Source organism: Ensifer adhaerens (assembly GCF_000697965.2).
In the GTDB taxonomy this organism is placed as follows: Bacteria; Pseudomonadota; Alphaproteobacteria; order Rhizobiales; family Rhizobiaceae; genus Ensifer; species Ensifer adhaerens.
This window is the reverse complement of sequence record NZ_CP015880.1, coordinates 4019006-4033176: the sequence shown is the minus strand read 5'-3', so window position 1 is coordinate 4033176 and position 14171 is coordinate 4019006. Positions and strand designations below refer to the sequence as shown.

Sequence of the window (14171 nt, the reverse complement as noted above, 5' to 3'; positions counted from 1 at the left end):
TTTCCAGGCACGCCGCTATGCGGCGACGGGCAAGCGTTCCCCGGCGATCCGATAGGAAATCGCCTCGGCGAGATGGATTCGGCCGACCGTCGACGCACCATCGAGGTCCGCAAGCGTGCGCGCCACCTTCAGCACACGATGGTAGCCGCGGGCGGAGAATTTCATCTTTTCGGCGGCGTCCCGGAGAAGCTGCAGGCCGGCCGCATCGGGTGCTGCGATCTTCTCGATCATCGAGGTCGACGCGCGGGCATTGCTTGTCAGCTCTGGATGTCCGAGGGCGGCGAAACGATCGATCTGCAGCGCCCGGGCACGGGCGACGCGACGGGCAACGACCTCACTGCTTTCGGCTGCGGCGGGCTTCAGGAGATCGGCGGCGCTGACGGCCGGCACGTCGATGCGGATATCGATGCGGTCCATCAGCGGACCAGAAATGCGCGCCTGATAGTCGGACATGCAGCGCGGTCCACGGGCGCAGCTGCGGCCGGGTTCGCCGGCCATGCCGCAGCGGCAGGGGTTCATGGCCGCGACAAGCTGGATCGCGGCGGGATAGCTGACGCGGTGGTTGGCGCGGGCGATGATGCATTCGGCGGTTTCAAGCGGCTGGCGCAGCGCGTCGAGCACCTGCGGCGAGAATTCCGGAAACTCGTCGAGAAACAGTACGCCGTTGTGCGCAAGCGACGCCTCGCCGGGCTTGGCACGCAAGCCGCCACCAACCATGGCGGCCATCGTCGCGGAATGATGCGGCGTGCGGAACGGCGGCCGGTCCGAGAGCTTGCCGCCCGGAAGCTGCCCGGCGATCGAATGGATCATCGACACTTCGAGGAGCTCGGCCGGGTTGAGCGGCGGCAGGATCGACGGCAGGCGGGCAGCGAGCATCGACTTGCCCGAGCCGGGCGGGCCGACCATCAGCAGATTGTGGTTGCCGGCGGCCGCCACTTCGAGCGCCCGCTTGGCGCTTTCCTGACCCTTGATATCGGCGAGATCGGGCAGGTTAGATGCGCCTGAGCGGATCGCGGCCTCGGGTCGCGAAAGCACCTGCGTACCGCGGAAATGGTTGGCGATTGCGATCAGGCTGCGGGGCGCCAGAATGTCGATCTCGGCCCCGGCCCACGCCGCCTCGGGTCCGCTTTCGGCCGGGCAGATCAGACCCTTGCCGAGCGCATTGGCACCGATCGCGGCGGGAAGCGCGCCGGCAACGGCAGCGATGGTGCCATCGAGATTGAGCTCACCGATCACCACATAAGGCGCCAACACATCGCCGGGAATGGCGCCGAGGGCTGCCATCAGGCCGAGTGCGATCGCCAGGTCGAAATGGCTGCTTCTGCCATATTCTCTGTATTTGTATTCTATATATGCTTATGGTTGCATACATCAAAGGCGGGCTTGTCCCGCAAAACAATGTATCCGCCTACAGGCGGATTCCATTTTCGGCTCAGCCGACGAAGGCATGGCCTGCAAGCGGCTCACCAATTGCAAGCGATGCTGGCCAATGCCTTCTTCAAAACCAAAAAAGTCGGCGCAGCCGTCCTGTTCCGGCATGCCGGCTAGGACCTGGCCCGCAGGCGCAGCCGGAGGGACGGGCTTGTAGAGTAGGATTTACACTTAAACCGCCTCCGACGAGGTGAGCATCCCATGAAGCCGCGGCTTCGCGTTGTTCCGCTTCGATGTGCTCTCGCCAAACCAAAGTCATAATGGTGTGAATCCGCGCCAGACCCGTGCGGAGGGGGGCCTTGAGCGTGGGGCGGGAATCAACGGCGAGTAGGGAGCCCCGAAGCCGGCGTGTGTCAGAGTAGGATGGGCTTCCACCGGACGCCAACACCGTAGAATAGGTTCGTCGAGACGTCACCTTGGCCCAAGAACTCGATGCCAAGGCCTTCGTAGTAGGCGCGCAGCCGATCGAAGTCGTCCTTGCTGAAATCGATGTGATTTTCGAGCGCGCTCAGTTGTCTCCGTTCTATGCCGGAGTCCTGAGCCAACTTTGTTAGGGGGACGTTCAGCAGGCTTCGAGCTGCCACGAATGAAACCCCGTTCGGTTCAGCATGAATGTGCGTCGACGCGTTCATTTGCGTTGATGCAGAAGGCTTGCGCCAGCGAGCGCCTGCGCCAGACACGGTGCCAGTGCCAATATCGACCGTTCCAAGGAACTCGATGCCGACGTCTTCGTAAAAGTCCCGCAGCTTTTCATAGCTTTGAACCCTAGCCCGATCTTGTCGCCCCTCAGCAGCCACGACCTGCATTCTGTCCATTTGGGCTGCCTCAGCGACTTGACGCTGAGAAAGAGCAGCCAGCGCACGCGCAATTCTCAGGACATCAGACGGGACAACGATGATCATAAATTTTGATCAAGCGGCGGGGAATTCCAATGTCAAAGAAAATCAAAATGAGGTCTTATTTTATCTTATCGTCCTGTATGGTGGCGCGAATGATTTGTTTTTAACCTCATTTGATTCTGACGGGGATGATGCGATGAGCGATTCGGTCTTTTTATATTTGTTCGGGATGCCGCGGACGGAGGTGGTGCGCAGACTCCGTGATCTTGCAGACGACCTTGATCTGACCGCCAAACGTGACGATATCGGTGCTTCTTCTGTCGTCATCTACGATTGGGCGCTTGCCAAGCGAGCCGTGCCCTGCCTCATCGGCCGCGCTAAGGGTCATCCGACCATCGAGGATGGCCACCCTCTATTTTCGAGCGAATTATACTACCTGGACGAAGAACGAGGCATCGCGCGGACGCTCTCGCGTTGGTATCAGCTGGGTAACCGGCTTGACCCAGACCCCTGGAACCAAAGGTATGGGGGCCGCCAATGAGGGCCTGGATATTCTTGACGGGGGGACCCGTAAAGTGAGCGTCTCTTAGCCAGAGCTGCGACTGACTGAATAAACTGAGCCATTTGGAATCTTGAATTTCGAGGAAAGAGCAATGCCGACAACACATTCCGGCAAACGCACACGTGTGCCTTGGAAGACGGATACGCAGGTCCGCAATACGACTGTCACGTTGCCTGTTTTCATGGCGTACTGCGGGGTCGCGGCGTCACTCCGGGCTTGGAACATATCGCATTCGAAATTCATTGTGACCCTTCGAGCCAAGGATGATTTCTACTACCCGGTCTATGCGGAAGCGGTGGAGGTTTTCGCCGCCGGCATCTGGACGTTCCGGGAGTTCACATCCTACGCCTATGAGTGGAAGGGCCGGTCATTTCGCGATGAGATGGAAGCTCATAAAAACAAAAGAGCGATCTTCATCGCCCCGCCGGACTACAATCTCGACGACGACGAGGGACTGTTTTCCGACGCAGTCCTGGACTTGGAGCCGCGGACGAGGCGACATGCAGAAGCCGCGCTTCGACGTGCCGGTTTGCCGCTATCTGACCGGGACGTCGACCTACTTCTGTCGGAGCCCTGGCCGCGATTGGTCAAGGCTTTTCAGGATCGCCGTCATCCCATGCTTGCCCTGGAGAGATTGCGAACTCATTCGCGCGTCCCGGCGAAACCCGCGCACGAGGTCGCAAAACCGTTGGGACCGACACTTGCCGATATGCACGGATACGGACCTGCCCTCGGATGGGGAACCAATCTTGCGAAAGACCTCGCCGACTACAAGGCGGGGGTTCTCCCGTGGAGCGATGTAGACAATGGGGTCTTACTTTCCGGACCTCCAGGTGTCGGAAAGACGATGTTTGTAAGCGCGCCCGCCAATTCCTGCCAGGTCCCGATCATTTACGGTTCGGTTTCTGAATGGCAGGAAGCAGGCGCGCTCGACAGTCACTTGAAAGCCATGCGGGCTTCCTTTGCCGAGGCGAAGGAGAAAGCGCCGTCTATATTGTTCGTAGACGAGGTCGATACGTTCGGCGATCGGACAGAGACAGATCGAAACCGCGGCTATTTACGAGCCGCGATGGCGGGGTTCCTGCAGCTTCTGGATGGTTTCGATCGTCGCGAGGGCGTCGTTGTGATCGGAGCCTGCAATTATCCCGACCAACTCGATCTTGCGATCCGGCGGCCAGGGCGACTGGACCGGCAGCTCGAAATTGCGTTTCCTGATGCGAAGGCACGGCTATCGATCCTGGCATTCCACAGCGGCCCCGATCTGGATCAGTCCCAGGCCGAGAAGTTCGGCATGGCGACAGATGGTCTGTCGGGTGCCGACATCGAACAACTCGTCCGGGATGCCAAGCGGGTGGCGCGGCGGCGTCGGGAAGTCCTTTCAGGGGACCACATCGTCGAGCAATTGCCGACGGTAACGGAGCTGCCGGAGGAGTTTCTGCGCGCGCTTGCCGTTCACGAGGCAGGTCACGCTATCGTGGCATTCGAAATCGGATACGGGCGCGTGAGCGAGGTCAGGATTTCGCGCTACAGGATCGACGGGAAACCCAGTGGACTGGGCTACGTCCAGTACGGTCAAACCGGCGCTCGGCCAATGACAAGTGCCGACTATCGTAACGCGATCGCCGTGTGCCTTGGCGGAATAGCGGCCGAACTGGAGGTCTTGGGATCATTTGCCGACGGCGCTTCGGGCTCGGACACCGCCGACCTGAACAGGGCGACTGAGCTAGCGACAATGCTCGAGGGCGGTCTCGGCATGGGGCATACCCTCGTCGTCGAGGACCAGGTTCAGCTCGAGCGATTGCGCACATACAATCCCGAATTTCGGAGACACGTTCACGCGGTGCTGCAAAGCGAGTTCGAGCGCGCGAAGTCCGCTGTTCGAACCCGACGGATTGCCCTGGATGCCATCATCAAACGGTTGATGGAGGCTAACGTGATGTCTGGCGATGAAGTCTTCGAAATCCTGGACAGACACCGGCGACCAACAGTGAGTTTAGCCAAGGGTGCGGCGACGTGATGACAAAAGCAAAGCGACCTCGCAAAGATCGGAACGCCACGTCGAGAACGGCATCGCCCGGCTCATTGGGAGAGGTGCTCGACAACGCTGGGTTCACACCCCTTGGACGCCGCATCTCGGTCGGTGGACCTAAGCGTGGCGATGAGAAGCGGCGATCGACCACCGTACCGCAGCTCGAGACGTCCGGAGGTCGCCTCGAGCGACCGAGCGCCCCTACGTGGACTGCGCCGGTCATCGAGTTTCTTGCGGACAATCTGCCCGGCGATCCTTCCGTCGCGTGGGACCACCTCTTTATCACAGCGTACGAGGTTGGTTGCGAAGCGTTGGCGGCACTCGGAGAGGCAAGGACGATCTTTGGCGGAGCAATACCGATCGCTGAACCGGAAATACCTGAAGTCCTGCCACGGTGGGATGACGTCGCTACCACAGTCGTATGGGTCGCTGGCCAGAGCAATCTTCTCGGTTACCGTCATTTTGCCGGTTCTCGAGGGCAGCCTAATCCCCGGGGGCGCTTTCGGCCAAACATCCGTGCCTCGCACGGCTGCGGTCCGGCGTACCTGGCACCAGAAGCGTTCGATGCTTTTCGAAGTCTGGGTCTGGTCATCGACGGGCGGTGGACCGAGGCCGCGGAAACGGTTTTCTGGCGTGACGATCCGCCCGAATGGGCCATCGATTTTACGGAAGACGTACGGTTTATCAGTGCGTGTAGTTCGGCAGTGGAGAGCATTCCCGCGGATATCGCCGCCGAGATCGAGACGATCTCGTTGGTAACCGACGACGAAGTCTCCGCCCGATTTGCACTCGAGGTGCAACATCGATCGAACCCCAGAACCAAAGGAGAAATCCGGGTCCTGCTGGAAAACCACCATCGATATGACCTGGATACGCTCTTTTGCCGTCGATTATAGCGCGGCGATCAGGATGAGACGGCGGCGACAATCTGGATGAGACTCTTATGTCGCGGTCGGGATGAAAGTATCATGCTGATTGTCGCTGGCAAGAGTCTCGTCGTGTTCTGATTGCCGCTCCGCGACAATCTGGGAAGCACTTTTAATTGTCGCGAAGGCGGCAGGTCTGCCGCGCTGGCGTTTGGCTTCCATGGCGGAACGTCGCCGATAGCTTTCGACGTTCATTTCGAAGATCGTTGCGTGATGAACAAGTCGGTCCACCGCCGCAAGCGTCATGGCCGGGTCCGGAAAGACGCGGTTCCATTCCCCGAAGGGCTGATTGGCGGTGATCATGATGGAACGCCGCTCATATCTTGCGGAGATGAGTTCGAAGAGCACGCTGGTTTCGGCCTGGTCCTTGGTGACGTAGGCCAGATCGTCGAGGATGAGCAGATCGAACTTGTCGAGCTTTGCGATGGCGGATTCGAGCTGGAGCTCACGCCGTGCGACCTGCAGCTTCTGAACGAGGTCGGTCGTGCGCGTGAACAGCACTCGCCAACCGTTCTCGATCAGTGCGAGGCCAATGGCTGCGGCGAGATGGCTCTTTCCGCCTCCGGGCGGGCCGAACAACAGGATATTGGCACCTTTGGCGAGCCAGCTATCGCCGGCGGCAATGGCCATGACCTGCGCCTTGGAGACCATGGGCACAGCGTCGAAAGCGAAGCTCTCGAGGGTCTTTCCGGGCGGCAGATGCGCCTCGGCGAGGTGACGTTCGATCCTGCGATGCGCCCGTTCAGCCAGCTCGTGTTCGGCGATAGCGGAGAGGAAGCGAGCCGCGGGCCACCCTTCACGATCGGCCTGTTCGGCAAATTGCGGCCACAGCGTTTTGATTGTCGGCAGCCTCAGGTCATTGAGCATGATGCCGAGGCGGGCTTCGTCGATGGTGTTGTGGACATTTTTCATGCGGCCTCTCCCGCATAAGCAGGCCCCATCAGGGCTTCATAGCTATTGAGCGATGCGAGCTGCACATGAACGGTCGGCAACTGATCCGGGTCCGGGCCGAAGATGGCTCTCAAGGCCATCAGGTCGGGCAGTTTGCGGGCGTCGAGCGTTCTGGCAAGCTCCTCGGCCAGTTCACGCTCGCAACCACGATCATGAGCCAGGGCCAGCAGTTCGACGGTGACCTTGCAAGCCTGCCGGTCAGGCAGTTGCTCGATGAGAGTGTCGAAAGCCCTTCGGTATTCCGGCCGAGGGAAGAGCTTGTCGCGATAGACCAGGTTGAGAAGCGCCATCGGCTTTTTGCGCAGGGAATGAATGACGTGGTGATAGTTGACGACCTGATCGTGCTTGCCGCTCGCATGGGCGCGACCTCGCGGCAACGTCAGCAGATGCGTGCCGCCGATGAAGACGTCGAGACGATCGTCAAACAAACGCACACGCAGCCGATGGCCGATCAAACGGGAGGGGACGGTGTAGAAGACTTTGCGCAAGGCGAAGCCGCCGGTGCGCGACACGGTGACGACCACCTCCTCGAAGTCGGTGGTGCGGCGAGCGGGAAGTGCCTGCAGATGCGGGCGCTCGGCATCGATGCGCTTGCCATGCGCGGCATTGCGGCGGCTGACGATCTCGTCGATGAAGGCGCGGTAGGAGCGGAGATCGTTGAAGTCTCGGGTGCCGCGCATCAGGAGTGCATCGCGGACGGCGCTCTTGAGATGGCCGTGGGAACTTTCGATCGAACCGTTCTCGTGGGCGATGCCCTTGTTGTTACGGGTTGGCGTCATCCGGTAATGAGCGCACAGGTCCTCATAGCGGTTGGTGAGATCGACCTTGGCATCGGCATCGAGGTTGCGGAAGGCGGCCGACAGGCTGTCGCTGCGGTGATAGAGCGGCGAACCGCCGACCGACCACAGGGCGTTCTGCAGGCCCTCCGCCAAGGCGACGAAGCTTTCGCCGCCAAGGATGACATGGGCGTGTTCGAAGCCCGACCAAACCAGCCGGAAGTGATAAAGCAGATGGTCGAGCGGCTGGCCGGCGATCGTCACGCTGAGGCTGCCCATGTCGGTAAAATCCGACAGCCCCAACCGGCCGGGTTCGTGCGTCTGGCGAAAGATCACCTCCTGTGCCTCACCGTGAACGGCCCGCCAGGACCGAATGCGCCGCTCAAGTGTGCGGCGAATGCCTTCGGGCAGTTCCGGATGACGTCGCAGCATCTCGTCGTAAACGGCGACCGCACGAATGCCGGGAGCGGCCTTGAGAAGCGGAACAACCTCCGCATCAAAGATATGCTCAAGCGGATCGGGGCGACGCCGACCGCGCGGCGGCTTGTTCTGCGACGGAAGGCGCTGCTCTTTCTCGATGCGGAATGCCGTCGCCCGGCTGATCGACGCCTTCGCGGCGGCGACCTCAACAGAATGCGTTTGTCGATACTTCATGAATAATCTCATCTGATGATCGGTTACATGGCGACCCGGCACAAAGGTGGTTCTCCATTCCAGAAAACCGCCACCGTAGCGGGCCGACCGCGATCATGAGACGCCTAAAAATTGCGCCGCGGCGGGAGTGTAACTCCGGTCGGGCTACGCCCTCCCTTCGTCACACCCCCGCCGCCGAGTCTCATCCTGATTGACGCTGAATCTCACCTTGATTGCCGCCGCGCAGTCGATGGCGTCTACAGGACGGATGGCTTTCTCCAACGGAATTTAAACGGTCGCTCCAACTACTTTACGACCCGCTAGCCATGGAAATGAGGCGGGCGTTTGCGGTCCGATACCTGCCCAACCATCCGTTTCTCTCCAAATAGGACCTGCGTCAATTGGAACACGCGGACGGAATTGGGATCGACCGCACGCGAGTCCGAAAGCGTGGTTCCTCCCATCTGCTGCGATGGGTAGGCACGACAAGGAATAGGTGAATGAGAATCTGGATCGTTTCCGATCTTCACTTGGAATTCGGATGGCTGTTGGTTTCCACGCGGAACTGAGCCGGTTTTTCCACCGAGAAGTGAGCCACCTCTAAGTATGGTTTTCTGATCAGAGTTTGGTCAATGGGCTGGCTTTTTCTCCTCTCTTTTGTGCCGCAGCGGCCGAGCTGGCCTTGAAGCGGAAGCTGTCGTTTCCTGTTTCCAGGATATGGCAACGGTGGGTCAGGCGGTCGAGCAAAGCGGTTGTCATCTTGGCGTCGCCGAAGACGGTGGCCCATTCGCTGAAGCTGAGGTTGGTGGTGATGATGACGCTGGTGCGCTCATAAAGCTTGCTCAGCAGGTGGAAGAGCAGCGCTCCGCCTGAAGCACTGAACGGAAGGTATCCAAGCTCATCGAGGATCAGCAGATCGAGGCGAACCAGCGTCTCTGCGATCTGGCCTGCCTTGCCCTTGGCCTTTTCCTGCTCGAGCGCGTTGACCAATTCGATGGTCGAGAAGAAGCGGACCTTGCGGCGATGATGCTCGATCGCCTGAATGCCGAGAGCTGTCGCGACATGTGTTTTTCCTGTGCCCGGCCCGCCGACGAGCACGATATTCTGCGCGCCGTCCATGAACTCGCATCGGTGCAGTTGGCGCACGGTCGCTTCGTTGATCTCGCTGGCGGCGAAGTTGAAGCCGGAGAGGTCCTTGTAGGCCGGGAAGCGGGCAGCCTTCATGTGGTAGGCGATGGAGCGAACCTCGCGCTCGGCCATCTCGGCTTTCAGCAACTGGGACAGGATGGGTACGGCCGCATCGAACGCTGGCGCTCCTTGCTCGATCAGGTCCGTGACCGCCTGGGCCATGCCATACATCTTCAGGCTACGCAGCATGATGACGACGGCGGCGCTGGCAGGATCATGACGCATGACGACCTCCCACGATCCGGACACGCAGACCGTCATAGCGTTCGACGTTGGCCTTAGGCTCGCGCAGCAAGGTCAGCGCCTGTGGCGTATCGATATCGGGACCGTCGGTCGTCTTGCCGTCGATCAGTCGATGCAGCAGGTTCAGCACATGCGTCTTGGTCGCCACGCCCGCATCCAAGGCCAGTTCCACAGCCCTGACGACGACCTGCTCATCGTGATGAAGGACAAGGGCAAGGATATCGGCCATCTCACGATCACCACCGGGGCGGCGAAGCATCTGGTCCTGCAGTTGCCGAAAGGCCAGTGGCAATTCCAGGAAGGGTGCGCCATTGCGCAGGGCACCGGGCTTGCGCTGGATGACGGCAAGGTAATGCCGCCAGTCGTAAATCGTTCGTGGTGGCTTGTCGTGACTGCGTTCTATGATCCGCGGATGTTCGCAGAGGATATTGCCCTCGGCTGCAACGACCAGTCGCTCGGGATAAATCCGCAGGCTGACGGGCCGGTTCGCAAAAGACGCAGGCACGCTGTAACGATTACGCTCGAAGGTGATCAGGCATGTCGGCGAGACGCGCTTGCTCTGCTCGACGAAGCCGTCAAAAGCGGTAGGCAATGCCATCAATGCTGCCCGCTCATCAGCCCAAACATCCGCGATCGTACCGGACAAGGTGCCATGCGGCGTCTCCCGCCACAGGTCCTGGCAATGCTGTTCCAACCAGGTATTCAACGCCAGCAAATCCGGAAAGTCCGGCATCTGCTGCCACAGCCGCGGTCGGGCATCCTGAACATTCTTCTCGACCTGGCCCTTCTCCCATCCTGCGGCGGGATTGCAAAACTCAGGCGCAAAGACGTAGTGGTTCGTCATCGCGAGGAAGCGGATATTGACCTGTCGCTCCTTGCCGCGGCCGACGCGATCGACTGCTGTCTTCATGTTATCGTAGATGCCGCGACAAGGTACGCCGCCGAACACACGGAAGCCGTGCCAATGGGCGTCAAAGAGCATCTCGTGCGTTTGCAGCAGGTAGGCTCTGACCAGAAAAGCCCGACTGTGCGACAGCTTGATGTGCGCGACCTGAAGCTTCACGCGCTCTCCGCCTATGACGGCATAGTCCTCGCTCCAATCGAACTGGAATGCCTCACCTGGGCGGAAAGACAGCGGAACGAATATGCCGCGGCCCGTCGTCTGCTGCTCACGCTGCCGATCAGCCCGCCAATCACGGGCGAAAGCGGCCACCCGGCCATAAGAACCGGCAAAGCCAAGAGCCACCAGATCGGCGTGAACCTGCTTCAACGTTCGACGCTGCTTGCGCGACTTCCCGGCCTCGGTCTTCAGCCAGCCGGCCAGTTTATCGGCAAAAGGATCGAGCTTGCTTGGTCGCTCTGGTATCGCGAACTTCGGTTCGATCGTGCCAGCGCTCAAGTACTTCGCGATCGTGTTGCGCGACAATCCGGTTCGTCGGCTGATCTCGCGAACCGACAGCTTCTCGCGCAGTGCCATCCGACGGATGATGTTTAAAAGTCCCATGTGGATCACTCCGTTGCCCCCGTCGCTCACCGCGTTGAGGGGAAGGTTCACATGGCTCAATTCTCAATGGAAATTATGCGCCTAACCGGCTCAGTTCCGCGCGGAAACCAACAGATTAAACAATGGAGCCAGTGATCACCGTGGCTATCGACTTCGATGCAATCAGTTTTGGTTTTCTTGATTTCCTCGTCCCGTCGGGCCGAGTAGGCCGCCATTATTATCCTAGCAGAGGCGGGAAGAACTTTGAATACGAAGTCGTGGATGGCCAAAGTGCCTTCGTGGTCACCCGCCTTATGTTCGTAGTAGACAGGCTTCAATTTCGGAAAGCCGAGCTCGACAAGCCGAAGGTTCAATTTCCTTACGACCTTTTGATCCAAGGCAGCATTTGGCTCCGCGAGGCCCTCCACGACATTGATAAATTCTTCCGACACCGGATCAAGAGCGAGCGTCAGGGCTGAATTTATGAGGCAACTCGTTTGACGGGCAGGAGCATCCTCTGTCGGCCTCGGCAGAGGGAACCCCGCTTTAGATATGAAATGTGCGAGAGCCCTCTTGTTGTTGAACGCGCGATATCCGATTGCGTCATGCGGAAGCTTGTCGCGAAGCCTCCATAAGTCCAACCAGACTTTGTAATATTGACGAGCGGCCTCTCTGGTTAGTTTGCCACCAATTTCCGACGCTTCGTTCTCCTGCTCGGAATTTTCATCTTCCCCAAGAGGCCACGATTGCCCTTCTGCGACTAGGTTCTTGAATGTGCGGCCTTGGCGAACCGGAACTCTGGAGACATGAAGCTTCCTCTCACCCAGCAATCGATCGATAACTTGCTTGGACTGTTTCGGAAACGTGCGATAGTCATCGAGCCCTAGCAGGCGAGCGAACGGGGGAGCTGCTATCGCGTGCCGAGCGTTAAGCTTGAATTCAAGTTCTCCGCTGTCATTATCAAGCGTCATCGTGAACTGGTCCTTAGGCGACACGCAAATCTGGTCCGCCAAGGGTGTTTAGTTACTCTCCATACCGGCTGCCGTCGTGGACTTCTGTAGAAGCCCGCTACGGCGCTTTTCTCGTAGCCTGTAGCTGTCGCCACGGATTGTGATGACGTGGCTGTGATGCAGCAACCGATCAAGGATAGCAGTTGCCACGACGGGGTCGCCGAACACTGTTCCCCATTCTCCGACACTGCGGTTGGAGGTGACGAGCATTGCACCCCGCTCGTAGCGCCTCGATACGAGCTGGAAAAATAAGTGGGCTGCATTGGGCTCGAGTGGAAGATAGCCAAGCTCGTCGATGATGAGCAGCTTGGGCTTGGCGAGAAACCCAAGTCGTTCTTCCAGGCGTCCTTCGCCATGTGCTCTCACGAGCGTTGCGACCAATGCCTGCGCCGTTGTGAACAACACCGTGTAGTTTTGACGGATGACCTCTCTTCCAAGCGCAATCGCGAGATGGGACTTCCCAACGCCAGGTGGACCGAGCAGCAGCAAGGCATCACCATTTGCCACCCAACGGGCGGTGGCGAGTTCTCGTATCTGTTGCGGATCGACACTGGGCTGCGCCTCGAAATCAAATCCCTCGAGATCTCGTGCATGCGGGAAATGCGCGATCTTCATCGCCATGATGATGCGTCTCTCGTCCTTCCTTGCAATCTCGCGTTCGCACAGGAATGCGAGCGTCTCGCGAATGGTGAGATCCGCGCGCGAGGCTTCGTCAAGAAGGTTGTCGAGCTGGTCGCGGATGGCGGTGAGCTTCAGCCGGCTCAGCCAGCCGATCAGCGTGTCGTGATCAACTGCCATCACCATTGCCCTCCGATCAACCGCTCATATTCCGACAGTGGGCGAAGAAGTTCGGGCAGCTTGGGAGCGGGCGGATCGGCCTGCGCGGCTTGCTTGACAGGCATGCCGAAGCCGCTGACGCCGACAAAATGGGCGGGATCCGTCAGGCGACGATGACGCCCGTGTGACTCGGCGTGGCTCGCGACAAGCTGACCAGCATGGAATACGCGGACCTGGCCACCGCTGATCGTCACCTCGACAATCTCGCCGATGAGCCGCCACGGGACTGAGTAGGCGTTGGTGTCGACCTCAACGGCGCAATCGGCGTGGACCTTGCGCAGCAGTTCTCGGATCTGACGAAATGGCGGCCTGCCATTTAGTGGGTGTAGCGTCATAGCTTCGTCGCGGACAAAGCGCTCAAGTGGTGGTTCGCCTGTCGTGCCATGGCATCGAAGATCGGCAACCGTGCGCATCCACCACGCAAGGTGCAGGTGAAGGCCTTCCATGCTGTCAAAGCTGTGTCCGGCAAGTGCGTTGTGCTTCACATACCCGACGCCTCGCTCGTCCTTGCCTTTGGTACGAGCCCGGTATGGTGCACATGCGCGAGGACGGAAGTCCCAATAGCGGGAGAAGGCATGCAGCCGATCGTTGAACACGACCTCGCGGGTCACCGCGTCGTGCCGTGTTACCAATGCCGCAGCATTATCGAGAAGGACCTCGCTTGTGACACCGCCAAAATGCCTGAAGGCTGCCTCCATCCCATCGAACCAGGCAGACTGACGGTCGTGGAGAAACGCCGTCGCGTATGTGCGACGCGAATAGCCAAGCGTTGCCACGAAGATGTAGACGCGGACTTTCTCGCCTCCGATCTCCATTCGCTTCTCGCCAAAATCGATCTGTATCTGATGGCCTGGCGGTGTCTCGAAGCGCATCGTCGCTAAAGCCGATGCCGCCAACTGCTGCCGATACCCCGCGACCGCTCGCTCAACCGTGCGCAGACTGACCTCAATGCCGAGTTCTCGAGCCAGATCCTGCCGCACGACATCAGCATTGCCGCCATGGCGAAAGAACCGCTCACGGACCCACGCTTCATGCTTCGAGAGCTGCGTTTCCCGGCGGGCTCGCCGATACCCGCGCCAGCCACCCGTCTCGATGTATCGCTGTACCGTCGTGCGCGAGCATCCCAGCTCCGCCGCGATCCGCCGCGTGCCCCACCCCAGCTTCTTGAGCCGCAGCATCGCAGTCACCTCGTCCGGTTCGAGCATCGCTTCTCTCCGCGCCAATCTCGCGGAGATCTTCGTACCTGTCTCAACGTCCATTAGT

11 protein-coding genes and 1 pseudogene are annotated in these 14171 nt (G+C 59.7%); 3 read left to right on the top strand and 9 right to left on the bottom strand.

The genetic code is table 11. From position 1 onward, the window contains the following. Positions 1–15: 15 nt before the first annotated feature. A pseudogene (locus tag FA04_RS19585) lies at positions 16–1317 on the bottom strand (YifB family Mg chelatase-like AAA ATPase); the annotation flags it as partial. 467 nt (positions 1318–1784) lie between these two features. Further along, positions 1785–2333, bottom strand: coding sequence for a hypothetical protein (locus FA04_RS19580; protein WP_064817016.1), 549 nt, complete (start codon positions 2331–2333; stop codon positions 1785–1787). Here FA04_RS19580 and FA04_RS19575 point away from each other — a divergent pair. The 3 genes from FA04_RS19575 to FA04_RS19565 all read left to right on the top strand — a co-directional run bounded on the left by FA04_RS19575 (position 2326) and on the right by FA04_RS19565 (position 5757). Further along, the gene (locus tag FA04_RS19575; RefSeq protein ID WP_234798721.1) at positions 2326–2811 is read left to right on the top strand and encodes a hypothetical protein; all 486 of its coding nucleotides are present in this window, start codon (positions 2326–2328) and stop codon (positions 2809–2811) included. The two genes, FA04_RS19580 and FA04_RS19575, sit on opposite strands and share 8 nt — an antisense overlap. Positions 2812–2923: 112 nt before the next feature. After that, positions 2924–4849 carry an AAA family ATPase gene (locus FA04_RS19570; protein WP_034797570.1) on the top strand — a complete coding sequence of 642 codons (1926 nt, stop codon included), beginning with the start codon at positions 2924–2926 and terminating at the stop codon, positions 4847–4849. Further along, complete coding sequence (locus FA04_RS19565) at positions 4849–5757, top strand: hypothetical protein (protein ID WP_143106217.1); 909 nt, start codon at positions 4849–4851, stop codon at positions 5755–5757. Before FA04_RS19570 ends, FA04_RS19565 begins: the two co-directional genes overlap by 1 nt. A gap of 45 nt (positions 5758–5802) precedes the next feature. Here the strand turns inward: FA04_RS19565 and istB (FA04_RS19560) are convergent, their stop codons facing one another. The 7 genes from istB (FA04_RS19560) to istA (FA04_RS19530) all read right to left on the bottom strand — a co-directional run bounded on the left by istB (FA04_RS19560) (position 5803) and on the right by istA (FA04_RS19530) (position 14167). Next, a complete protein-coding gene (gene istB / locus FA04_RS19560) occupies positions 5803–6699 on the bottom strand; it encodes an IS21-like element helper ATPase IstB (protein WP_064816995.1) in 897 nt (298 codons plus the stop codon). After that, positions 6696–8210, bottom strand: coding sequence for an IS21 family transposase (gene istA / locus FA04_RS19555; RefSeq protein WP_034803536.1), 1515 nt, complete (start codon positions 8208–8210; stop codon positions 6696–6698). The genes istB (FA04_RS19560) and istA (FA04_RS19555) overlap by 4 nt, the downstream gene beginning before the upstream one ends. A 555-nt stretch (positions 8211–8765) precedes the next feature. Further along, positions 8766–9560 (bottom strand): IS21-like element helper ATPase IstB, encoded by a 795-nt coding sequence (istB, locus tag FA04_RS19550; RefSeq protein ID WP_034804394.1) that lies wholly within the window; start codon positions 9558–9560, stop codon positions 8766–8768. Beyond that, on the bottom strand, positions 9550–11082 hold the full coding sequence (gene istA, locus FA04_RS19545; RefSeq protein ID WP_034804397.1) for an IS21 family transposase: 1533 nt from the start codon (positions 11080–11082) through the stop codon (positions 9550–9552). The genes istB (FA04_RS19550) and istA (FA04_RS19545) overlap by 11 nt, the downstream gene beginning before the upstream one ends. A 56-nt stretch (positions 11083–11138) precedes the next feature. Continuing rightward, a complete protein-coding gene (locus tag FA04_RS19540; protein ID WP_156553018.1) occupies positions 11139–12032 on the bottom strand; it encodes a hypothetical protein in 894 nt (297 codons plus the stop codon). Between the two features lie 48 nt (positions 12033–12080). Beyond that, the gene (gene istB / locus FA04_RS19535; RefSeq protein WP_089046329.1) at positions 12081–12872 is read right to left on the bottom strand and encodes an IS21-like element helper ATPase IstB; all 792 of its coding nucleotides are present in this window, start codon (positions 12870–12872) and stop codon (positions 12081–12083) included. Beyond that, positions 12869–14167, bottom strand: a complete 1299-nt coding sequence (gene istA, locus FA04_RS19530) for an IS21 family transposase (protein WP_034804431.1) — start codon at positions 14165–14167, stop codon at positions 12869–12871. The genes istB (FA04_RS19535) and istA (FA04_RS19530) overlap by 4 nt, the downstream gene beginning before the upstream one ends. Between the last annotated feature and the right edge of the window lie 4 nt (positions 14168–14171).